Here is a 21,926-nt window from a genome sequence, read left to right as displayed (position 1 = left end):
AAACAAGCGGTTAAAACCCACTTTGCACACACCCGCTTACACTTTTTTCCGCTGCTTTGCTGCGGCCAACATAGTGACACTGTAAGCTTTATGTTAATTTTGGTAAGACGTTTTTAGGAGAACAGAACAATGCAAAAACACGCAATAGCGCTACTGCTTTGCAGCAGCCTGTTTGGCAGTGCCTTATTAGCCGCTGATCTTAGCGCCCCGCTGGCGGTGCAACAACCTTATACTGTGAAATCACCGCACGGCGACCGGCAAGACCCTTACTATTGGCTGCGTGACGACAGCCGCAGCTCGCCAACTGTACTGGATTACCTGCACCGCGAAAACGCCTATGCCGACCAGTATGCCGCTGGCTATCAGGCGCTGACCGACAAACTGACCAGCGAAATTATCGGCCGTATTAAGCAGGATGACAGCTCAGTACCTTATACCAAGGGCGATTACAGCTATTACAGCCGGGTCGAAGCAGGTAAAGAGTACCCAATCTACTTACGCAAAGCGTTAAAAGACGGCACTGAGCAAGTGCTGCTGGATGTTAACGAGCTGGCTAAAGGCAAAAGCTACTATGCCGTGGCTAACTGGCAGGTGAGCCCGGATCAAAATCTGGTAGCTTACATGGAGGATGACAGTGGCCGGCGGCAGTACACACTGAAAGTCCGTGATTTGCGTACCGGCCAGGATTTACCTGATGTATTAACCGGTTTATCTGCCAGTATCGCCTGGGCGAAAGACAGCAAAACCCTGTATGCGGTGAAGAACGATCCGGTTACGCTGCTTAGTACCCAGGTGCTGCAACATCAGTTGGGGCAAACCCCTGCCAGCGCCAAAACGGTGTATGAAGAAAAAGACAACAGTTTTTATATGGGCGTGGGCAACACCACTGACGGCAACTATGTGGTGATCTACAGCAGCAGCACGGTCTCAAGCGAAATGCAGGTGCAGGATGCCTCCAGGCCCGACAGCCAGTTCCGTGTGCTGGCGCCGCGTCAACGCGACATCAAGTACAGTGCTGACCATGTTAATGGCCGCTGGATCATTCAAACCGACTGGCAGGCCCCGAACTACCGCATGATGAGCGTAGCGGCAGACAAGATCGGCGATCGCAATAACTGGCAGCCGCTTATTGCTCACAGCGACAGCGTATTTATTGAAAGCTTTAAAGCCTTTAGCGATTATCTGGCCATTAACGAGCGTAGCGACGGCCTGCGTCGCATTAAAATAATGCCCTGGGCGGCGCCGGATAACGCTTCCTACGTGGCCTCAGATGAAGCTGCCTATGTGGCGGGCTTTGAGGTAAACGTTGAGCAAAACACCAACCTGCTGCGTTACACTTACACCTCACTGACCACGCCCGCCAGTGTGTATCAGCTGAATATGCAAACCGGCGAGAAAACCCTGTTAAAGCAAACGGAAGTGCCGGGCGGCTTTGACAAGAATAACTACGCCACTGACCGGGTATGGGCCACAGCGCGTGATGGCGTAAAAGTGCCGGTGTCCTTGTTGTACAAAAAAGACTTTAAGCGCGATGGCACAGCGCCGCTATACCAGTATGCCTATGGCTCTTATGGGTTTTCTATGGACCCGTTTTTCCGCTCTACCGTGCTGTCATTGGTTGACCGTGGCTTTGTGTTTGCCATTGCCCATATTCGTGGTGGCCAGGAAATGGGCCGGCACTGGTATGAAGACGGCAAGCTGCTGAAAAAAATCAATACCTTTACCGACTACATTGATGTGACAGACTATCTGGTTGCCAACAACTATGCGGCGAAAGATAAAGTGTTTGGTATGGGTGGCAGTGCCGGCGGCTTGTTAATGGGCGCAGTAGCCAATATGGCACCAGAGAAATACCGAGGCCTGGTGGCGCATGTACCTTTTGTTGATGTGGTGACCACTATGCTGGATGAAAGCATACCGCTTACCACCAACGAGTTTGACGAATGGGGTAACCCGAAGCAAAAGGCTTATTATGACTATATGCTGTCGTACTCGCCTTATGATCAGATAAGCAAGCAGAACTACCCGGCCATGCTGGTGACTACCGGCCTGCATGACTCGCAAGTACAGTATTTCGAACCGGCCAAATGGGTTGCCAAACTGCGCACCCACAAAACCGACAATAACCCACTGCTGTTTAAAACCACCATGGAAGCCGGCCACGGCGGTAAATCCGGTCGTTTTGCCCGTCAGGCACAAATTGCTGAGGAATATGCTTTTATTCTGAACCTACTTGGTATTAACCAATAAGGCCTAACAGCCGCGCAGACTAAACCGGGCATCAAGCCCGGTTTTTTATATCCAACACTCTTGGTGCTTCTGTACACCTTATAAAAAAATCTGTGGCAGGCCGGCTTGATTAAACCGAGCGATAATGCAACCCTAAGCCAGTCTTTAAGGGCTGTGCCGTGTCGGCAGGAGCTGGGGCTTTATGTCACAAATTTTCAGCAACGTTGCTATCAGCCGCACCTTACTGCTGCTGATCCTGGCCGCTGGCGTGTTCTTTTTTATCGGCTTTCTGGTGCCCGTGCTGGCGGCACTGATCATTTGCTTTGCCAGCTGGCCCTTGTATCAACGTTTGTTGCGTCGCTGTCATGGCAGCAATACCTGGGCTGCCAGCCTGGCACTACTCACCATTATTATTGTTCTGGTGATCCCGCTGACACTGGTGTTTTCCTATGCCATACAAGAGGTAAAGGCCTGGGTGCAGTGGTTGGTGTGGGCAAATCAGCACGGTGCTGCGGTACCGCAGTGGATAGCTGATTTACCCGGCGCGGGCAACTGGCTGGCTGAGCAGTGGCAACAACATTTGAGCAAACCGAATGAGCTTGGCCATATTATCAGCGTAGTCAGCGGTGAGCACTTAAGTGGTATCTCGCGCTGGGCGCTGATGCTGGGTTGGCACACCATGGGTTTTGTCCTGACGTTACTGTTTATGCTTATCACGCTGTTTTTTCTGTACAAAGACGGCGATATCCTGGCGGCGCAGCTGGACAGCGTCGGCGAGCGTATTCTACCCAGCCGCTGGCAGCGGTTTTCCCGCGTGGTGCCGGCCACGGTGAGTGCAACCGTGATGGGCATGACAGTTATCGCTATTGGTGAAGGCATAGTGCTGGGCGTAGCCTACTGGATTGCCGGTGTGCCCTCGCCAGTGGCATTTGGCGTGTTAACCGCTTTTATGGCGCTGATCCCCGGCGGCGCCCCCCTGGCCTTTACGCTGATTTCACTGTATCTGGTCGGCACCGGTGATTTAACCGCCGGTATCGGTTTGTTTATCTGGGGCAGCACTGAGTTGTTTATTGTCGATAAAACCATTCGGCCAGCGCTGGTAGGCGGGCCGATTAAACTGCCATTTTTACCGACCTTTTTCGGCTTAATTGGCGGCGTAAAAACCATGGGGCTGGTTGGTTTGTTCGTGGGCCCGGTGCTGATGGCATTGTTGGTGGCCATGTGGCGTGAATGGCTGCGAGAGGAAATACGACAAGCCGAGCCACCGCCATCTGTGGCAGTACAGCAGGAACAAGCATAAAGCGCCGGCGCTAACGCCATGATCTAAGGGGACAGTTAAATGGATATGTTGTGGGCCTGGCTGGGGTTCAACCTGTTTGTGTTGGCGCTATTGGCATTCGACCTGGGCGTGTTGCACCGCAGCGCAAAAGAAATTTCGGTGCAAGAGGCGCTCTGGCTTAGTCTGGCTTATGTGGTGCTGGCTATGCTGTTTGCCGCCGGCGTCTTTCATTTTATGGGCGCCGAGAGCGGCTATCAGTTTGTTACCGGTTATCTGATTGAAAAAAGCCTCAGTGTCGATAACATCTTTGTGTTTTTATTGGTGTTTATGCACTTCTCCGTACCGCCAAAATACCAGTACAAGGTATTGTTCTGGGGCATTATTGGTGCGCTTATTATGCGCGGCAGCCTGATCTTTGTCGGGGCCAGCCTGATTGAAGCCTTCCACTGGATCATTTATCTGTTTGGTGCCTTCTTAATTATTACCGGCGCGAAAATGCTGATTGCGGTTGGGCAAGAACCCGATATGGAGAATAACCGCATAGTGCTGTTTATGCGCCGCCGCTTTCGCGTCACAGAGGGGTTTGAAGGAGATCGGTTTTTTGTCCGCCGCCAGGGTTTGCTCTATATGACACCACTGTTTATTGTGCTGGTGTTGGTTGAGCTGACCGATTTGGTGTTTGCGCTGGATTCTATCCCGGCCATCTTCGCCATCACGACCGATCCTTTTATTGTCTACACCGCTAATGTGTTTGCCATTCTGGGGCTGCGCGCCTTGTATTTTGCTCTGGTGGGGATTATTCACCGCTTCCATTATCTGAAATACGGCTTATCGCTGGTGCTGATGGTGGTAGGCAGCAAGATGATTTTGAACGCCTATTTTGGCCAGAAAGTGATCCCAACTGAAATTGCGTTATTGATAACCGCGGTGTTAATTGGTGGTTCAATGGCAATATCACTACTTAAAACCCGCGGCACGTCAGCCGGGCAGGCACCGGCAGAAACCAAGGCCTGGTGGGTACCGGGTAGCCCGGCTAAAGATAAACAGCAAAAAGATTAGCCTGTACAAGATAGCCGGCAGTGGGGCTAACCCTGCTGGCATTGCCGGCCTTTGCCGGTAACTCTGTGCTGCGCTTGCTTTTGCGGGTGGTATAACGGCGGCGCTACTGAAACTGCGCCGGATGGCGGGTAAAAAAATCCCCGGCTTGTCCGGGGATTTTTATCGGTAAACCAGGCTTAATACTTTGCCGCCACGCCCGCTGCCGGCAGGGCGCCTAAGATAAATTCGCGCAAATCGTCATTCGATTTTTGCAAATCTTCTGCGCGCAGGTACATCATATGGCCGCTACGGTAGCCTTTAAAACTTAAGCGGTGTTTCATTTTACCGCTCGGGTCTAACTGCCACATATTGTATTTGCCATCGAAGTAGTTAGTGGCACCATCATAATAGCCCGACTGCGTAAGCACCTTTAAATAGGGGTTTTGCGCCATGGCCTGGCGCAGGTTTTCGCCGGTGTTGTCATCAGATCTGTCCCACGGGTGTACCGGGCCAAACATATTGTATTTAATGTCGGTTTTATAGTTCAGCTCGTTGCGGATATAGTGGTTAATCGCTGGCGTGAACGAGTGCAGCCAGGAGGTCAGCTCTGCGTTGTAGTCGGGCCGCTCCCCGGCGTCGCGCTTATCAATACCTAAATAGCGTGAGTCTAAGCGGCCTACTGTCTGGCCGCGGTCACGCAATAGCTCTTTCCAAAAGTAACTGGTGGGAATATCCAGGTTGTTTTGCAGTACCGCTTCCAGCGATAAACCGGCATAGCTGGCCACCTGCTTGGCGATACGCTGCTTTTCCTCGCTACTGATGGCATTACCTTTAGCCAGGGCAGGTAGGTACTGATTTAACGTAAAGTCTTCTACTTGAGGCAGAATGTCGTATAAATCTTTTTGCTGCAGCTCACTGGCCAGTTTGTTGTGGTACCAGGCGGTAGCCGCAAAATACGGCAGGCGGTTAGCCGCTTTTACCGGGCCATCGCGTGAGATGCCTAAGTCTGTGGGCGACACCAGTACCACGCCGTTTAAGTACATCCACTGCTGGTTTTGCAGCGCCAGCGCCAGGCCGGAGACACGGGTGGTACCATAACTTTCACCGATTAAAAACTTCGGCGATTGCCAGCGCTCATTGCGGGTTACAAAGGTATTAATCCATTCGGCCAGGTATTTCACATCGGCATTGACACCGAAAAACATTTTTTGCTGCTGATCTTTGCCCGGCATTTTGCCATCTTTGCCCGGCAGTACCCGTGAGTAACCGGTATTTACCGGGTTAACAAACACGATGTCGGCCACGTCCAGCACCGAGTAAGGGTTGGTTTTTACACCATAAGGCTGCAGCGGGTAGCCCTCGTCATCAACATTCAGTACTTTAGGGCCGGTGTAGGCGACATGCATCCACACTGAGGCTGAGCCTGGGCCACCATTAAAGGAGATCAGCAAGGGGCGTTTGGCGCGATCTTTAATATCAGTGCGCTGATAATAGGTATAAAACAGCGTGGCGGTAGGGTTACCTTCATCATCCCACACCGGCTGGGTGCCGGTGGTGGCGCTGTAACTAAAGCGTTTACCCTTGACTTCCGTTTTATGTTCGGTCACCACCTTGCTGTCAATTTCAATCTGCCGCTCTGTTGCCTGCACCAGCGTGCAGCCAAGCAGAAGCAACACCGCAAAAGCTGTGCTGAATTTCATTATTCCCCCGATCTGACGTTATTGTTATGCTCAGTGCTCTGTGTAACGTAAAAAGCACAAAAATACAAAAGGCTTGCGGTCAGCCGCCAGAAAAACGCTGCGGTTCATACAGTGGTTAAAAGCTGACGCGAAACAGGTTAATAATGCGAATTGTTATCAGTGTTATGGTGTTGAATTTAAACATAATTTTGTCATTATGGCGGTTTTGGTCTACACTTAATGCCATCTTTTCGCCGCAGCTATAAGGTAGCATTATGAAAGGCCAGCCACAGGTACTGTCAAAATTAAACGAAGTACTAACCGCAGAACTTACCTCGATAAATCAGTATTTTTTACACGCCCGCATTTATAAAAACTGGGGCTTAAAAGCACTGAATGATGTCTGCTACAAGAAGTCGATTAAAGATATGAAGCAGGCCGATGAGCTGATTGAGCGTATTTTAATGCTGGAAGGCCTGCCCAATTTGCAGGCACTGGGCAAATTGCGCATCGGTGAAGATACACCGGAAATGCTGCAATGTGATATGGATTTTCAGACCGACCAGTTACCCTTACTGCGTGAGGCTATTGCGCTGTGTGAAGTCCAGCAGGATTACGTCAGCCGTGACATCCTTACCGAAATACTGGAATACGAAGAAGAACATTTAGACTGGCTGGAAACCCAGCAGCATCAGATTGGTGTGATGGGGCTGGGTAATTATCTGCAGGCACAGCTGGAGAGCGAATAAATGAAAGGCAATAAAACCATTATCGATGCACTGAATGTGCTGCTGGCCAATGAACTGGCGGCGATGGATCAGTATTTTATTCACTCGCGCATGTACCACGACTGGGGCTTGCATAAGCTGTTTGAGCGCATTGACCACGAGTTTGACGATGAAAAAGGCCACGCTTCTGCCTTAATTGAGCGCATTATCTTTTTAGAAGGTGTGCCGGATATGACCAAGCGTGATGCGATACAGGTTGGTCATGATGTGCCGACTATGTTGCAAAACGACTTAAACGTAGAGTACGCGGTACAGAAACTGCTAAAGCAAACCATGGCACTGTGCGAGCGTGAGCAGGACTATGTCACCCGTGCCATGCTGCAGCAACTGCTGGACGATACCGAGCAGGATCACGCCCACTGGCTGGAGCAGCAACTTAATCTGATTAAATTGTTAGGCTTACCCAACTATCTGCAGTCGCAGATGTAACTGCTGCTTTGACGTTTCTGTATCACAGTAAGGTTTAGCCTTACTGTGATGTCTGCCGACACACTTTATTACAATCCTTCTAGCTGCATTGCTGGTCACCGGCTGGCGCTTTCATTACATTGTCGGTAATAAAAACACAGCAAATTTGTATCTGCAGGTAGTCAAAATGAAAAAACTCTTTGTAATTAGTGCGGTAGCCCTGGCGGTGCTAACCGGTTGTGCCGCTGAGCGCAGTGGCAGTGTTGATAGCCCGGTCAGCGCGCAGCAACTGCAGGGGCAGGTGCTAACCAGCCCGAACGATAACCGGGCTTATAAAACCCTGGTGTTGCCGAACAAACTGGAAGTGATGCTGGTGTCAGACCCGCTGGCGGAAAAATCGGCCGCGGCATTAAGTGTCGGTGTTGGCTTGCTGCAAGACCCGATGAGCCAGCAGGGCATGGCGCACTATTTAGAGCATATGCTGTTTTTAGGCACCGAGCGTTACCCGGATACCAACGAATACAGTGCCTTTATGACGGCCAATGGTGGCGCGCAAAACGCCTACACCTGGCTTGATATTACCAACTACATGTTCAAAGTGAACAACAATGCCTTTGATGAGGCGCTGGATAGGTTCTCTGACTTTTTTAAAGCGCCCAAGCTTTACCCCGAGTACACCGAAAAAGAGAAAAATGCGGTAAATGCCGAGTGGTCAATGCGCCGCGAAATGGACTTTTTCGGCCAGTACAACTTGTCGCGCAGCATGATGGGCAGCCACCCGGCCAATCGCTTTTTAATTGGTAACCTGGAAACCTTAGGCGATAAAGAGGGCAGCCAGTTACACGCTGAAACCGTGGCGTTTTATAACCGGTATTACTCAGCCAATATTATGAAGGCGGTGTTGCTAAGCAACTTGCCACTGGCTGAGATGGAACAGCTGGCGGTGAAACACTTTGCCAGTATTGAAAACAAAAACATCGCAAAACCGGCTGTGGCCGACACGCTGGATTTTAGCCAGCTAGGCGCCAAGCGCATTCATTATGTGCCAAACCAGGATGTAAAACAGTTAAAGCTGGATTTTACCATCAGCAATAACAGCGACCAGTTTGCGGTAAAACCAAACGAATTTATCAGCTATCTGCTCGGCTCAGAAATGCCCGGTACACCGGCCTACCAGCTAAAAGCCATGGGGTTAATTTCTAAACTGAATGCCAGCGCCGCGCCGGATTTATACGGCAACTACGGCTCGCTAAGTATTGATATTGAGCTGACCGATGCCGGCATGCAGGCGCGCGAGGGCATAGTCGCCACACTGATGCAGTACATCGAGCTGGTAAAACAGCAAGGTGTAGACAGTAAGTATTTTAGTGAAATACAAACCAGCTTAAACAACCAGTTCCGCTTTTTAGAAAAAAGCGATGAATTTGGCTATGTGTCAAACCTGGCCGATGCCATGCAAAAGGTGCCATCGGCTAATGCGATCAATGCGCCTTACTATTACCAGCGTTTTGACGCCGGGGCCATTAAGCAGGTGCTGGCACAGTTAACGCCAGAGCGCTTACGGGTGTGGTATATCAGCAAACAGGAACCGCATGATTCGGCACTGCATTTCTACGACGGTAAATACAAAATTACTAACATCAGCCTGGAAGAGCAGCAAAGCTGGCAACAAAGCCCGCAATTGGCACTGAGTTTACCGGCAGTAAACCGCATGCTGCCAGAGAATTTCGAACTTAAAGCGCCGCAAGCGCAGGCAAAGCCTGAGCTCGTGGTACAGCGCGACGGCATCAGTGCCTGGCTTTACCCCAGCCAGCAGTTTGCCAACCAGCCACGCGGCGTGCTGGAGATCTTAATTAACAGTGACAGCGCACAGCAACAGATTAAGGCCCGGGTAGCGCAGGCGCTATGGCGTGATTTATACAACCTGCAGCAAGGTGCCTTGGTTACCGAGGCTGACATTGCCGGTATGCAGTTAAGCCTGCGTGACAACAATGGCCTGGCGCTGATGGTGGCGGGGTTTACCGACAAGCAGCCACAGTTGCTACAGCAAGCTTTAGCCGGTTTACGTATTAGCACTGATGAGCAAGGTTTTGCTCAGGCGAAAGACCGCTTTATCCGCGGTGTACAAAACCAGAGTAAGCAGTTCCCGTTCCAGCAGGCGTTTATGGCTTACAACAATCTGGTACGCAGTGGCAACTATGAAGCCGATGCCTTGGTTGCCGCAGCGCAAAGCCTGACGCTGGGCGAGCTTAATGCGATGGTTGATAGCTTACTGGCCAATAACCAGTTGCGGATTTTTGCCTTTGGTAATTACGACAAAGCTGCATTGGAACAGGTGGTCAGCACTGTAGCAGGAAGTCTGCCGGCAACGCGCACTGAACTGCCTTACAGCCGCACGGCGTTCTGGCAGCCAACACCGGGTAAAACGCTGGTGCTACAAAAAGACATTGCTGTCGCCGATGTGGCGCTGGTGGATGTGCATGTGCATGCTGAGCCCGGCTATACCCAGTTAGCACGCGCTACCGTGCTGCGCAGCCACTTTAGCAATATCGCTTTTGACAAGCTGCGTACCGAAGAGCAACTGGCTTATGCGGTGGGTGGTACCTCGATGCAGCTGGACAACTATGTTGGCTTTGCCATGTATATTCAAACGCCGGTAAAAGGCGTGGCCGAAATGCAGGCGCGATTTGACAGCTTTAAACAGCAGTATGCTGCCGAGCTGGATAAACTGAGCGAAGAGGAGTTCGCTAAACTAAAAGCCAGCACCTTAATTACGCTAAAAGAGCCGGCGAAAAACCTCAATGATGAAGTGGCGCCTCTGATCACTGACTGGTATCGCGAGCGCTTTAGTTTTGACAGCAAGCAACAGCTGATCGCCGCGGTAGAGCAGGTTACGCTGGCTGATGTAAAAGCCTTTTACCGGGAAACCATGCTAAACGACAAGGCTGCGCGTATTTCAGTGCAAATGCGTGGCACGAAATTTACCGAGCAGCCATTTGCCGAGCTGCCAGGCCAGACTAAGGTCACTGACGTTGCCGCCTTTCACCGTCAGATGAAACGGCAATAGCCTTATCTAAGATGGATAAAACGCAGCTTCGGCTGCGTTTTTTTATGCTGCTGAAAAATTCTGAAAATAGTTCGAGTAATCACTTTAAACGTCACTCCCAACGCGCCGGGCTGGTCAATTTGCCAGCAGGCGTCTAATTGCCGTCCATTGCTGCTTTTACATTTTTTGCACTATTAGGAAATTAAAACAGCCTGCTGGTTTTTTCGCCATTTTACAGCGATTTTGGGCTAAGCAGCTGTATTGCAATCAATTTGAAACGGGCTATTTTGTTGTTGGAGTTGTTTACCCGTCCTGCTTAACACTGTAGTAAAGGTGGACCAGTCAGTTGTCTGCAGCGCAAGTAGTTTGGGTACAGTCGCATGGAAGAGACAAACAATAATAATTAAAACATCTCAGCAAGAACCCTGATTCAGCAGAGAAAAAGACGAGGACAACCCAATGAAAAAATCTACCCTGCTGCTACTGGCAGGCCTGTTAAGCTTTGGTGCGCAGGCGGCTGTTGGCGGTTACCCTGTGGTACTGGTACATGGCTTTCAACCCGACAATTTGGCCAGCCGGCCTACCGGCAGCCAGGTGACAGCTAATGGTTCGGAATACTGGGCGCAGTACTGGCGCGACCGCGCCGATGTGCGTATTGACTGGCCTTCACAAGAGCGTGTCGCCGGCAAAATCGCCAGCGATTATGTTTGGCCCAAGCTGCAGCAAATGTCGCGCAATGGCACTTGTGCCAGTGGCTGTATTTTTGTTTCGCACTCTACCGGTGATTTAGTCACCCGCTACATTATTGACAACCAGGCGCTGTGGCTGCAAAACGCCGGTCTGCAACCGTTAAATATCGTCGCCAGTTTTGACTTTGCCGGCGCCGGTGGTGGGGTAGAGCTGGCCGACTTAGCCGTAAACGTGGCCGGAGGCTCAGGTTTAATTGACGCCACCTTACGCTTAGCCTTGTCGTTATGGCTGGGGCAAATTCCCTCGCCGTCTAACATTGGTGTATTAAACGACTTACGGGTTAACACCGCCCGCCAGCTCGCGGCTTTTCCCGATGAGCGGGTACCGCGTTTACGCTTTGTCGGTGCCGGGTCCGATTTCCTGGGGGCCACCGGCGCCTTTTTACCCGGCGAGGATGATGGCGTAGTAGCCAGTCACTCCAGCTGTGGCGCCTCCAGTGCCGCCAGCTTTAACAGCTGCTCACGCAGTGTCGCCTTTGACGGTAAGCTGACGTCGGTAAGTGGCCCGGCCAGCTTTATGCCGTATCATTATCCGATGTTAATGAGCGAGGGCTACAGCCACAGTGACGTGATAGCCAACAGCGCCGCCGATGAAATTACCTCGGCTAATAGCGGCGCCAATTACCTAAATGGTGATCGTTTGCAGTTTAGTACCTATGACGAAACCCGTGGCTGGTGGATCTTTAGCTCGCGCTACCGGGTGGTGCGTAACTCGAATAACACCAGTATGTCGGCGCTGGTGTATCAGGCGGCGAACTAACTTTGATGCGAAAAGTGTTGTTAATACTAAGCCTGTCAGCCTTGCTGGCAGGCTTATGGTTGCTCTGGCCCAGGCAGACGCCTGTTTTACCACCAAAGCCAGCACCTGCAGTGGTCGCACCTGAACCACAAGCAGCTAAGCCTAAGCCTGGCCTAGCTGCTAAGCCTGCTGTTAGCGTAACTGAGAAAATTCCCGAGCCGGTCACTGAAAGCTTTAAGCTACTGGCCCGTGCCTATGCCGCTGAGCTTGAATTACCGCCCTACTCGCGGCCACTGAGTGTTGATGACGAGCATTTGCTTAACCCCAACCGTTATATCCCCCAAGCTGTGCCGCTTGAGGGCGGGGCCAGTGCCAGCATAGTGCTGCCCAAGTACCGCTTTAGTTACCCCGAAACTGTACCGGTGACGCTGGAGATTAATGGCTTACAGGTGTTTGATGTCAGTGTGCAGCTAGTGGCAGAGGGCGCAGCCGGAAGCAGCGAAACGGCCGAAATGCGTGGTACACCACAGCGGTATACTGCCACACTGTCCCCAGAGCAAGGCTGGAATGGCGCCTTTGAAGTGCAGGTAAGTTTTAGCGCCAATGGCACGACACAGGTGCTAAAAACCGGTATTGAATACCATAACCCGGTGGCCACTATTGTTGGCGTTGCCGATAGCCGTGGCGTTGGCGCTGATATGCAGATCCCGGTGCAGCTAGAGGTGAAACAAGCCGGCTTTTACCGGCTGCGGGCGAATTTATACACCGAACAGCGCCAGCCACTGGCCTTACTAACGACAACAGAAAAACTGGGCAGCGGCAAGCAAGAGCTGACCCTGCGCGCCTTTAAAGCCGTGCTGCGTAACAACAGCGGGCCTTATCTTCTTGGCAGCTTTATCCTGGAAAAGCGCCCGGCGGTACCCGGCGAGCTAACCCGCTATGGTGACAGCGCACAAGCCGAATATAGGCTAGAGCCGTTTTCACTTGGCCAGTTAAGTGATGACCCCTGGCAACCGGATGAGCAGGAGCTACAGCGGCTGCAGTTTTTACAGCAGATGGCCGGGCAGTAATAGTGAGTTCACCTAGTTGGGTCTACATTGGATCAAGTGTCAGCAGTACTCTTGGCAGATCCGATGCGGGTGAGCGGTGTACTATTGCCTGCTGCTCGTTGCCTTCCCACCCCGAGCCTTTAAGCAAAGTAACGGCAAAGGGCGCGGCTCGAACTGTTATGCCTGTGCTATCGAGCCATTCAGTCGCTGGGCCCAAATAAGTGCAAACCAGCCGGCATACCAGATGATCAGTGTGAAATTTTGGGCACATTGGCTTGTGCAGCGTTTCCAGCCGCAGCCCCAGCTGCTGACAATCCATTAAGCAGGCAAACATCTGGCATTGCAGAGCAATATCGGCCAGTAACGCTGCTTTACCCGGCGCATCGGGTAGGGCAAAGCCAATATCCTGTTGCACTGTGTCGATGCCAACAATACGTTTTAGCGGCATGGTTAAACGTAGCGAGCGGCAATACTCAGTGATAGTAGCATCTTGCTGGCGTTGCCAACTGACCAAATTCACATCATCAGTAAAAATACTGGTAAGTACCCCGGCGTTATCCGCCTGCAACTGACGGCTTGCCAGGCGAAAGCCTGTAAAGGCTAACGCAGTCATGCCAGTTGCTCCTGCAACCGCGTTAGCAACTTACGGTTATACAAATGCGCGCTCACCAGCAGCAAGCCACCGCTAACGGATAGTGCCGTTTCGGCTTCATGCGGCGCAAACAGCGCCGCAACTAACAGCAGAAAACCGCTTAAGCCCAGTACAAAAGGCGCTTTACGCCGGTGTGCACACCAGCCGCCCGGCAAGCTCCACACCAGTAACACACTGATCGGTAACAGCATCAGATAATGAAACCACTCAGAGCTGGCAAGCCCAAGCAATACGCCGGAACTGCCCAATGCCAGTAGCAGCGGCGTGGTCAGACAATGCACAACACAGATACCGGACAAAACAGCCGCCAACAGATCTTTCATACAACCTCGCTTAGTACCGCACGGTGAGCAGCTATGCCGTTTATGTTATTCACCGCGCACAGTCGTTTTGTTGTCGTAAGCATTGCAGCTCACCATAAAAATGTTATAACATCACAATATTCAAAATATGTTATAACGTAACACTTGAGCCGTCAAATTGACTGATCAGGTTGTGACCGCAAATGGCTAACATGGAGTGACAATGTTTAAACCGACTCTGTTAACCGCAGCAGTGTTTGCTGCTTTAACGTCAACGGCCTATGCCGACAGTATTACTGGCACAGTAACCGACGCCGCCGGTAAACCGGTAGCGAATGCCCGGGTACAGCTGATGGGCGCCAGTGGTGAAACCCGCACTGATGATAATGGCCGCTTTGTGCTGGCTAACGTTAATGCCGGTGAAGCGGAGCTGCATATCGAAGCGAGCCGCTTTGCCCACCGTAATGTGCATGTTGATGTACCTGCAGCAGGGTTGGATAACCTCAGCGTAGTATTACTTGCTACTACTATTGAAACCATCGATGTAAAAGCCAGCCCATTTCATGCCTCAGCGACCGAATCTTCGCTGCCGGTGAATGTGCTGGCGGGTGATAAGCTGAAAATGCGCCAGGCCGCTACGCTTGGCGATACGCTAAAAAATGAAGTGGGTGTGCATTCTAACTTTTATGGCGGTGTGACCAGCAGCCCGATTATCCGTGGCTTAGATGGTCCGCGCGTGCTTATTACACAAAATGGCCTGGATGCCGGCGATGCGTCGCGCGTAGGACCGGATCACAGCGTGGCAAGCGAAGCCAGCACCGCAACCCAGATTGAAGTGCTGCGCGGCCCGGCTACCTTGTTTTATGGCAGTGGTGCCATTGGCGGTGTGGTGAATGTGGTGGATGAACGGGTGCCTACTGACAACAATACCCGTGTTGAATGGATATTGCAGCGTGAGTCGGTTAACAACGAAAAGCTGGCCGCGGGTTCTATCGTCACTGGTGCAGACAATATTGCCGTCTATGCTGATGCGTTCTGGCGTGACAATAACGACTACAGTATTAATGGTTTTGCCGAAGCAGAGCCGGAAGCCGATGCGTTAACAGGCAAGGTGGCTAACACCGCAGCTACTGCTAAAGGCTTTACGCTGGGCGGCAGCTACTTGCTGGATAATGGCTATGTTGGTGTATCTTATGGTCGCTTAGAGCGTGAATATGGTATTCCGGGGCACTCTCATGGCGGTCACGACGAACACGACGACCATGCTGACGAGCACAGCGCTGAAGAAGCGGTGTTTGCTGATCTGACTCAGCACCGGGTGCAGCTGTTAAGTGAACTGAATTTTTCCTCTGGGGTAATCCGCGCCATTAACAGCCGGTTTGCCTTTACCGACTATGAACATGCTGAGATTGAAGACGGTGTGGTCGGTACCACCTTCAGCAACCAAAGCACAGAGGCCCGCATCGAAATACTGCACCGGCCTTATCAGGAATGGCGCGGTGGTTTAAGCCTGCATTATAAGCACAGCGACTTTGATGCCATAGGCGAAGAAGCTTTTACGCCACCATCAGAAACCGAAAAACTGGCGCTGGCCTGGGTGGAGGAACGTCACTTTGGTCATTGGCTGGTACAGTTAGGTGCCCGCATCGAAAGAGTAACGATTGACGCCAGCGACGTATTGCTGCCGGATATCGGTGCCCACGGCGATGAAGCGGACGAGCATGACCATGAACACGAGCACAGCGAGGGAAGCGATTTTATCCGTGTGTTTGATGTCAGCCATAAGTTCACGCCTTACAGCTTATCAGCCGGCGCGGTATGGGATTTTGCCGAAGGTTATAACTTAGGGGTTTCACTGTCCCGTTCACAACGGGCACCCGCAGCCTCAGAGTTGCTATCCTTTGGCCCGCATATTGGTACTGCGTCTTATGAAGTCGGCGCGTTATTTACGCTGGATGATAACGAGTTTGTATTGAATACCCAACCGATAGAACTGGAAACCGCCAATAACCTGGATATTACGCTGCGTAAATTCAGTGGCAACACCGGTTTTGTGCTTAATGCCTTTTATAACCGGGTAGATAACTACTATTACCAGCAAAATACCGGTTTATACGCTGGCGATGGCCATGACCATGGCGATGAGCATAGCAACGGTGGTGAGGGGGCTGACGAGCATGCTGGCGAGTTGCCGGTGTATCTGTTTACCGCCGCCGATGTGACCTTGCATGGTTTTGAAGCCCAGTATGTCTGGCAGCTTAACGACCCGTTTAAATTAACGCTGCAGGGTGATTATATCCGTGCCCGCTTAAATGGCGGTGGTGATTTACCCCGCACGCCGCCGCTGCGCTTTGCCGCCGAACTGGCGTATGAGCAGGATGCTGTCAGTGCCGATCTGCGAGCCACCCGTTACATGAAACAAGATAGAACCGCTGAGCTGGAAACGGCCACCGCCGGCTACACCCTGCTTGATGCCAGTGTCAGCTATCGGTTTGATGTTGGCTCATCACAGCTAACGGCTTATCTGAAGGGGCAGAACCTGACGGACGAGCTGGTGCGGGTACATACCTCATTTTTAAAAGATATTGCGCCACTACCTGGCCGCTCTGTCGCATTGGGCGTGCGCGGCAGCTTCTGATTTTTTTGCCGCAGGTACGCCGGTTCCTGACCTGCGGCAACTTTTTATTTGATATGGAGATGTTATGTTACAAGCGCAAGTAAAAACAAAATTAAGCCTGGTGGCGCTGCTTATTGCCTCGTCGATGCTGGCGGCCTGTGGCGATAGTACCACTAATATCGTCGAGAAAGACCCGATCGCGGTCGATGATGACCATGATCACGATGATGATCACGACCACGATCATGGTGGTATCAGCACCGCCGGCCGGCTGGTGATCTCAGCCAAAGACTCCAACCTGGTATCAGTGTACGAGCTGCAAGATGGCAGCCTGCTAGACACCTTTGCTGTAGCCGATACCCCTTCTGCGCTAGCTGCCTCTGCCGGTAAGCGCTACGCGTTGGTGGTGCAGCGCACTACCGACAGAGTCGAATTTATCGACGGTGGTTTATTCCAGGAAGATCATGTTGATCATCTGCATGATTACCAGCAGGCGCCTGCGCTGAGTAGTTTTGTCTTGTCAGAAAGCCGGCCAACTCACATTAGCAGCAATGGCAGCCAGAGCGCCGTATTTTTTGACGGCGATGTGAATAGCAGCACACCAGCGGCAGTGGCGGTCATTACCGATGCGGATATTACTACCGACAGTAATGGCTTTCCGGTGCTGCATTACAGCATTCATATGCACGGTGCAGCCCAGCCGCGTGGCGAGTACTTAGTGTCTACCGTGCGCGATGCCGACAGTGCCACCACCTTGCCAGATAAGGTAGCCCTGTATCATGCGCATGGTGATCACTTTGATGAAGAGCTGGTATTTGCCGAAACTTGCCCGGGGTTACATGGCAGTGCGCAAAACGCGCACGTGATTGCCTTTGGTTGTACTGACGGTGTGTTAGTGATTACACAAGAAGGCGAAACTTTTACCGCCAGCAAAATTACCAACACCGACGATTTTACCGGCACCATGCGCATTGGTACCCTGGTGGGGGCTGAGCATGCCGAGCATCTGGTAGGCTTTGCCGGCAGCAGCATGTTTGCTATTCATGCTGAAGATGGCGAAATGGCGCTGGTAGACTGGCAGGGCGGCGAAGGCGCCGGCATTATTGGCTACGGCTTTGCCGATAAGGGCGAAAAATTTGTCCTGCTGGATAATCAGGGTTATTTAACCATTCTGAATTATCACGGCCATGAGCATGAAGGGGCAGCAGAAGAACCCGCCTTTGAGTTTGCCGCTAAAGTGCAACTAACCACCGCTGATATCAGCACTATGCCAAGTGGCAGCCGTTTTGAACTGGCGGTCTCGGCCAGTGATGACAAAGTTTATGTGACTAACCCCATCGACAGCACACTACTGACAATCGATATTGCTGATGCTGAAGTGGTGGCCACTAAGCAGCTGAACTTTATGCCGCACAAGCTGGTGTGGTTAGGTATAGCGCAAGCGGCTGACGCGCACGCTCACTAAAACGCTGCCCGCTTTTTACTGATCAAAGCCGTTAAGTAAGATTAACGGCTTTTTTATTTGTTTAAGCGAAATCTCGTTGAGAATTATTCGTATTTATGCTTAGATAGCCTATCTTTTGCGTTTCCCCTTTCCTTCAGGAGTTTGGTGATGAAATCAGTTAAGGCATTAAGTTTAGTGGGCGCAGCCGTGTTAACGGCATTGTTTAATCTGTCTACAGCGCAGGCCAGCGAAGTGAATATCTACTCAGCGCGGCAGGAAGAGCTGATAAAACCTCTGCTGGATAAATTCAGCAGCGAAACCGGTATTAAAGTTAATCTGATCACCGGTAAGCCGGATGAATTGATTAGCCGCATGGCAAGCGAAGGCCGTAACAGCCCAGCCGATGTACTAATTAGCACCGATGTCGGCCGGTTATACCGTGCCAAACAGCAAGGCGTGCTACAGGCCATTGAATCAGCGGTATTAACCGGCACCATTCCGGTGGAAATGCGCGACCCGGCAGGCCAATGGTTTGGTTTAACCATGCGGGCGCGGCCGATTTTATATGTGCCGGGAAAAGTCGACCCGAAACAGCTGTCAACCTACGAAGATTTAGCGAGCCCGAAGTGGAAGGGTAAAATTTGTGTGCGTTCATCAGACAATATTTATAACCAGTCAATGACCGCTAGCATGATAGCGCATGATGGTGCTGCGGCAGCAGAACAGTGGGCACGGGGTTTTGCAGCGAATTTTGCCATGCCACCCAAAGGCGGCGACCGTGACCAGATCAAAGCCGCTGCGGCCGGTGTCTGTGATCTTGCTATCGCCAATACCTATTACCTAGGCGGCATGCTGGCCGACCCTAAAGACAAAGCCGCAGCAGAAAAAGTAAAGGTGTTCTGGCCAAATCAGGCTGGCCGCGGTGCGCATATTAATATCTCCGGCGCCGGTGTGGCGAAATATGCGCCCAACAAAGCTGAAGCGGTTAAGCTGCTGGAGTATATGACGACCGCAGAAGCCCAGCAGTGGTATGCCGAAACTAACCACGAATATCCGGTGCGTGCGGGTGTGCAGGTAAGTACTATCTTACAGGGCTTTGGAGAATTTAAAGCAGACCAGTTACAATTGGGCAAATTGGGTGAATTAAACGCCGAGGCGATCCGTGTAATGGACCGCGCTGGCTGGAAGTAATATTTGAAATCAGTATGTTGTAACAAGGTAAGCACCAGATGTTGACAGGCTGGCGCGATATCTGGCGCTGGGCAGTGCTGCTGCCAGCGCTGCTGTTAGCCTTACCGCTGCTGGTGATTTTTGCCAGTCTGTTACAGCCAGAAACTGAGATTTGGCAGCATTTACGCCAGACGGTACTGGCCGACTATGTACTCAATTCGCTGTTGTTAGCCGGCGGAACCGGGCTGGGCGCTTTATTGCTCGGCACTGGCAGTGCCTGGCTTATCAGCCAGTATCAGTTTGTTGGCCGGCGGCTGTTGCAGTGGATGTTGCTGCTGCCACTGGCCATGCCGGCCTATATTATTGCTTATACCTACACCGGGCTGCTGGACTTTGCCGGCCCATTGCAAAGCTATATCCGTGAGTTGACCGGTTGGCGCTATGGCGACTACTGGTTTCCCGAGATCCGCTCGTTGGGCGGCGCCATTATTATGCTGTCACTGGTACTGTATCCTTATGTGTATATGCTGGCGCGCACCGCCTTTAGTGAACAGTCTGCCTCCCTGTTTGAAGCCAGCCGCACGCTGGGGTTAACACCCCGGCAGCACTTCTGGCGGGTGGCGTTGACACTGGCGCGGCCGGCTATTTTAACCGGCACCGCGCTGGCGATGATGGAGGCCTTCGCCGACTACGGCACTGTGCAATACTTTGGCGTAACAACCTTTACCACCGGTATTTTCCGCACCTGGTTTGGTATGGGTAGCCAGGCTGGCGCGGCGCAACTGGCCGCTTTGCTGACTGGCTTTGTGTTAGTGTTGCTGCTGCTGGAGCAGTGGTCGCGGCGTAAAATCCGCTATTATCATCAGGGCCAGCGCAGCCAACCGGTAAGCCTGAGAACCGTGAGTCTGAGCCGGCAAATGTTGTTATTACTGCTATGTTGCCTGCCGGTGTTGTTTGGCTTTGTGGTGCCGGCACTGCAGCTTAGCAGTTGGGCACTAAGTAACTATCAGGTTACCTTTAATCAGCAGTTTATTACTCTGGTGTGGAACAGCTTCTCGCTGGCGGCGCTGGCCGCTGTGGTAGCGGTACTGTTGGCACTGTTGTTTGCTTATGGCAAACGGCTAAGACGCGACGTACTGGTGCAGGCGCCGGTGCGTGTAGCGGCGCTGGGCTATGCTGTACCCGGCACTGTGATTGCCATTGGTGTAATGATACCGCTGGCTTATCTGGATGGGCGTATTGATGCGCTGGCCGAACACTGGTTTGGTGTACGCACCGGGCTGATTTTCTCCGGTACCTTATTTGCCTTAGTGCTGGCCTACAGTGTGCGCTTTTTAGCCGTGTCGCTGCACAGTGTTGAGGCCGGGCTGCAGCGGATTAAACCCAGTATGGATAATGCCGCCCGCTCGCTGGGTTTCAGCCCGCTTGGCGTGCTGAAAAAAGTGCATGTGCCACTGCTGCGTTCCAGCGTGCTAACGGCGCTGCTGCTGGTATTTGTGGACGTACTTAAAGAATTGCCGGCTACGCTGATCTTACGCCCGTTTAATTTTAATACGCTGGCGGTGCGTACTTACGAGCTGGCGTCAGACGAGCGGTTAGCGGATGCAGCCTTACCAGCGCTGGCGATAGTACTGGTCAGTTTGCTGCCGGTTATGCTGCTGGCCCGCTCGGTGAAAGCGGTAAATGGAGAGGCTTCCTAATGCTGGAATTACAACAGGTTGCCGTTGCCTACGGCGGCCACACCGTGGTTAAAGAGGTTAGCCTGTCGTTAGCGCAGGGCCAGATTGGCTGTTTAGTCGGGCCGTCCGGTTGCGGTAAAACTACCTTATTACGTGCTATTGCCGGCTTTGAACCGGTGGCTTCCGGCGTGATTAGCCTGCAGCGGCAGCCGGTCAGTAGCAGTGAGCTGCAATTAGCGCCGGAGCTGCGTCAGGTCGGCATGGTGTTTCAGGACTTTGCGCTGTTTCCGCATTTAAATGTGGCGGACAACATTGCTTTTGGGCTGGGCAAACTGAGCAAAGCCGACAAGGCGGCGCAGGTAAAGCAACTGCTGCAATTAGTCGGGTTGCCGGATCTGGGCCAGCGCTATATCCATCAGTTATCCGGCGGCCAGCAACAGCGGGTGGCGCTGGCACGGGCACTGGCACCCAAGCCGCGGGTGCTATTGTTGGACGAGCCATTCTCCAGCCTGGATACCGAGCTGCGTGAAGGTTTGGCGCGTGAGATCCGGCAGATTTTGCAACAGCTGCGCATCACCGCCATTATGGTTACGCACGATCAAAACGAAGCCTTTGCCATGGCCGATATGATAGGGGTGATGGAGTTTGGCCGTCTGCAGCAATGGGCCACGCCATACGAGCTGTACCATAAACCAGCTAACCGCTTCGTGGCCGACTTTATTGGCCGCGGCGTGCTGATCCCCGGCACTATGCTCGACAGCCAGCAGGTACAGACCAATCTGGGCACCTTTACCCAGCGTTATGTCAGCACCGTGCAGGCCGGCGATCAGGTGGATGTGCTGATCCGGCCCGACGACATTGTGCACGACGATGCCAGCGGTATTACCGCGCAGGTGGTAGACAAAGCCTTTCGCGGCTCGCATATTTTGTATCAGCTAAAGCTGCGCACTGGCGAGCTGGTGCAATGTCTGGCGTTAAGCCATCACAACCATGCGGTGGGTGAGCAAATCGGCATCCGGCTGGATTTAGATCACTTAGTGCTGTTTCCCCGCTGTTAA

At 52.3% G+C, this 21,926-nt stretch carries 16 protein-coding genes; 13 read left to right on the top strand and 3 right to left on the bottom strand.

Annotated elements, in window-relative coordinates; translation table 11 throughout:
- Nucleotides 1-129: 129 nt before the first annotated feature.
- From RNAN_RS05555 to RNAN_RS05545, 3 genes are all read left to right on the top strand, one after another.
- On the top strand, nucleotides 130-2,250 hold the full coding sequence (locus RNAN_RS05555; RefSeq protein WP_008219656.1) for a S9 family peptidase: 2,121 nt from the start codon (nucleotides 130-132) through the stop codon (nucleotides 2,248-2,250).
- Nucleotides 2,251-2,431: 181 nt separating this feature from the next.
- Entirely contained in the window at nucleotides 2,432-3,529 is a 1,098-nt protein-coding gene (locus RNAN_RS05550) for an AI-2E family transporter (protein WP_008219655.1), read from the top strand.
- Between the two features lie 39 nt (nucleotides 3,530-3,568).
- A complete protein-coding gene (locus tag RNAN_RS05545; protein ID WP_008219653.1) occupies nucleotides 3,569-4,567 on the top strand; it encodes a TerC family protein in 999 nt (332 codons plus the stop codon).
- A 176-nt stretch (nucleotides 4,568-4,743) separates the two neighbouring features.
- On the opposite strand, the gene RNAN_RS05540 is transcribed toward RNAN_RS05545, so the two are convergent.
- Nucleotides 4,744-6,246 (bottom strand): S10 family peptidase, encoded by a 1,503-nt coding sequence (locus RNAN_RS05540; protein WP_008219651.1) that lies wholly within the window; start codon nucleotides 6,244-6,246, stop codon nucleotides 4,744-4,746.
- Nucleotides 6,247-6,500: 254 nt separating this feature from the next.
- On the opposite strand from RNAN_RS05540, the gene bfr (RNAN_RS05535) reads away from it, so the two are divergent.
- From bfr (RNAN_RS05535) to RNAN_RS05515, 5 genes are all read left to right on the top strand, one after another.
- Complete coding sequence (gene bfr, locus RNAN_RS05535) at nucleotides 6,501-6,974, top strand: bacterioferritin (protein ID WP_008219647.1); 474 nt, start codon at nucleotides 6,501-6,503, stop codon at nucleotides 6,972-6,974.
- Entirely contained in the window at nucleotides 6,975-7,442 is a 468-nt protein-coding gene (gene bfr, locus RNAN_RS05530) for a bacterioferritin (protein ID WP_008219646.1), read from the top strand.
- Nucleotides 7,443-7,608: 166 nt separating this feature from the next.
- Nucleotides 7,609-10,488, top strand: a complete 2,880-nt coding sequence (locus RNAN_RS05525) for an insulinase family protein (RefSeq protein ID WP_040551812.1) — start codon at nucleotides 7,609-7,611, stop codon at nucleotides 10,486-10,488.
- A gap of 438 nt (nucleotides 10,489-10,926) precedes the next feature.
- Nucleotides 10,927-11,976 (top strand): hypothetical protein, encoded by a 1,050-nt coding sequence (locus RNAN_RS05520; protein ID WP_008219642.1) that lies wholly within the window; start codon nucleotides 10,927-10,929, stop codon nucleotides 11,974-11,976.
- A gap of 110 nt (nucleotides 11,977-12,086) precedes the next feature.
- Nucleotides 12,087-13,025, top strand: a complete 939-nt coding sequence (locus RNAN_RS05515; RefSeq protein ID WP_237739894.1) for a DUF4785 family immunoglobulin-like domain-containing protein — start codon at nucleotides 12,087-12,089, stop codon at nucleotides 13,023-13,025.
- Between the two features lie 22 nt (nucleotides 13,026-13,047).
- On the opposite strand, the gene RNAN_RS05510 is transcribed toward RNAN_RS05515, so the two are convergent.
- Complete coding sequence (locus RNAN_RS05510; protein ID WP_008219638.1) at nucleotides 13,048-13,617, bottom strand: DUF1826 domain-containing protein; 570 nt, start codon at nucleotides 13,615-13,617, stop codon at nucleotides 13,048-13,050.
- Nucleotides 13,614-13,979 (bottom strand): MerC domain-containing protein, encoded by a 366-nt coding sequence (locus tag RNAN_RS05505; RefSeq protein WP_008219636.1) that lies wholly within the window; start codon nucleotides 13,977-13,979, stop codon nucleotides 13,614-13,616. The genes RNAN_RS05510 and RNAN_RS05505 overlap by 4 nt, the downstream gene beginning before the upstream one ends.
- Nucleotides 13,980-14,181: 202 nt before the next feature.
- On the opposite strand from RNAN_RS05505, the gene RNAN_RS05500 reads away from it, so the two are divergent.
- The 5 genes from RNAN_RS05500 (at nucleotide 14,182) to RNAN_RS05480 (ending at nucleotide 21,926) form a co-directional block, all read left to right on the top strand.
- Entirely contained in the window at nucleotides 14,182-16,596 is a 2,415-nt protein-coding gene (locus tag RNAN_RS05500) for a TonB-dependent receptor (RefSeq protein WP_008219634.1), read from the top strand.
- 64 nt (nucleotides 16,597-16,660) lie between these two features.
- The gene (locus tag RNAN_RS05495) at nucleotides 16,661-18,040 is read left to right on the top strand and encodes a hypothetical protein (protein WP_008219632.1); all 1,380 of its coding nucleotides are present in this window, start codon (nucleotides 16,661-16,663) and stop codon (nucleotides 18,038-18,040) included.
- A 147-nt stretch (nucleotides 18,041-18,187) separates the two neighbouring features.
- On the top strand, nucleotides 18,188-19,210 hold the full coding sequence (locus tag RNAN_RS05490) for a Fe(3+) ABC transporter substrate-binding protein (RefSeq protein ID WP_008219629.1): 1,023 nt from the start codon (nucleotides 18,188-18,190) through the stop codon (nucleotides 19,208-19,210).
- 38 nt (nucleotides 19,211-19,248) lie between these two features.
- Entirely contained in the window at nucleotides 19,249-20,889 is a 1,641-nt protein-coding gene (locus RNAN_RS05485) for an ABC transporter permease (protein WP_008219627.1), read from the top strand.
- Nucleotides 20,889-21,926, top strand: a complete 1,038-nt coding sequence (locus RNAN_RS05480) for an ABC transporter ATP-binding protein (RefSeq protein ID WP_008219626.1) — start codon at nucleotides 20,889-20,891, stop codon at nucleotides 21,924-21,926. The genes RNAN_RS05485 and RNAN_RS05480 overlap by 1 nt, the downstream gene beginning before the upstream one ends.

This window comes from Rheinheimera nanhaiensis E407-8 (assembly GCF_000296695.1).
Taxonomy (GTDB): domain Bacteria; phylum Pseudomonadota; class Gammaproteobacteria; order Enterobacterales; family Alteromonadaceae; genus Alishewanella; species Alishewanella nanhaiensis.
Note: the sequence above shows the minus strand (reverse complement) of the source record. Positions and strands in the feature narration are given on the sequence as shown.

Excerpts from the sequence above, each read along its gene's own strand:
- RNAN_RS05540 (WP_008219651.1), bottom strand. The coding sequence starts at position 6,246 with ATGAAATTCAGCACAGCTTTTGCGGTGTTGCTTCTGCTTGGCTGCACG.
- RNAN_RS05525 (WP_040551812.1), top strand. The coding sequence starts at position 7,609 with ATGAAAAAACTCTTTGTAATTAGTGCGGTAGCCCTGGCGGTGCTAACC.
- RNAN_RS05490 (WP_008219629.1), top strand. The coding sequence starts at position 18,188 with ATGAAATCAGTTAAGGCATTAAGTTTAGTGGGCGCAGCCGTGTTAACG.
- RNAN_RS05500 (WP_008219634.1), top strand. The coding sequence starts at position 14,182 with ATGTTTAAACCGACTCTGTTAACCGCAGCAGTGTTTGCTGCTTTAACG.
- RNAN_RS05485 (WP_008219627.1), top strand. The coding sequence starts at position 19,249 with ATGTTGACAGGCTGGCGCGATATCTGGCGCTGGGCAGTGCTGCTGCCA.
- bfr (WP_008219646.1), top strand. The coding sequence starts at position 6,975 with ATGAAAGGCAATAAAACCATTATCGATGCACTGAATGTGCTGCTGGCC.
- RNAN_RS05550 (WP_008219655.1), top strand. The coding sequence starts at position 2,432 with ATGTCACAAATTTTCAGCAACGTTGCTATCAGCCGCACCTTACTGCTG.
- bfr (WP_008219647.1), top strand. The coding sequence starts at position 6,501 with ATGAAAGGCCAGCCACAGGTACTGTCAAAATTAAACGAAGTACTAACC.
- RNAN_RS05480 (WP_008219626.1), top strand. The coding sequence starts at position 20,889 with ATGCTGGAATTACAACAGGTTGCCGTTGCCTACGGCGGCCACACCGTG.
- RNAN_RS05505 (WP_008219636.1), bottom strand. The coding sequence starts at position 13,979 with ATGAAAGATCTGTTGGCGGCTGTTTTGTCCGGTATCTGTGTTGTGCAT.
- RNAN_RS05555 (WP_008219656.1), top strand. The coding sequence starts at position 130 with ATGCAAAAACACGCAATAGCGCTACTGCTTTGCAGCAGCCTGTTTGGC.
- RNAN_RS05545 (WP_008219653.1), top strand. The coding sequence starts at position 3,569 with ATGGATATGTTGTGGGCCTGGCTGGGGTTCAACCTGTTTGTGTTGGCG.
- RNAN_RS05510 (WP_008219638.1), bottom strand. The coding sequence starts at position 13,617 with ATGACTGCGTTAGCCTTTACAGGCTTTCGCCTGGCAAGCCGTCAGTTG.
- RNAN_RS05495 (WP_008219632.1), top strand. The coding sequence starts at position 16,661 with ATGTTACAAGCGCAAGTAAAAACAAAATTAAGCCTGGTGGCGCTGCTT.
- RNAN_RS05520 (WP_008219642.1), top strand. The coding sequence starts at position 10,927 with ATGAAAAAATCTACCCTGCTGCTACTGGCAGGCCTGTTAAGCTTTGGT.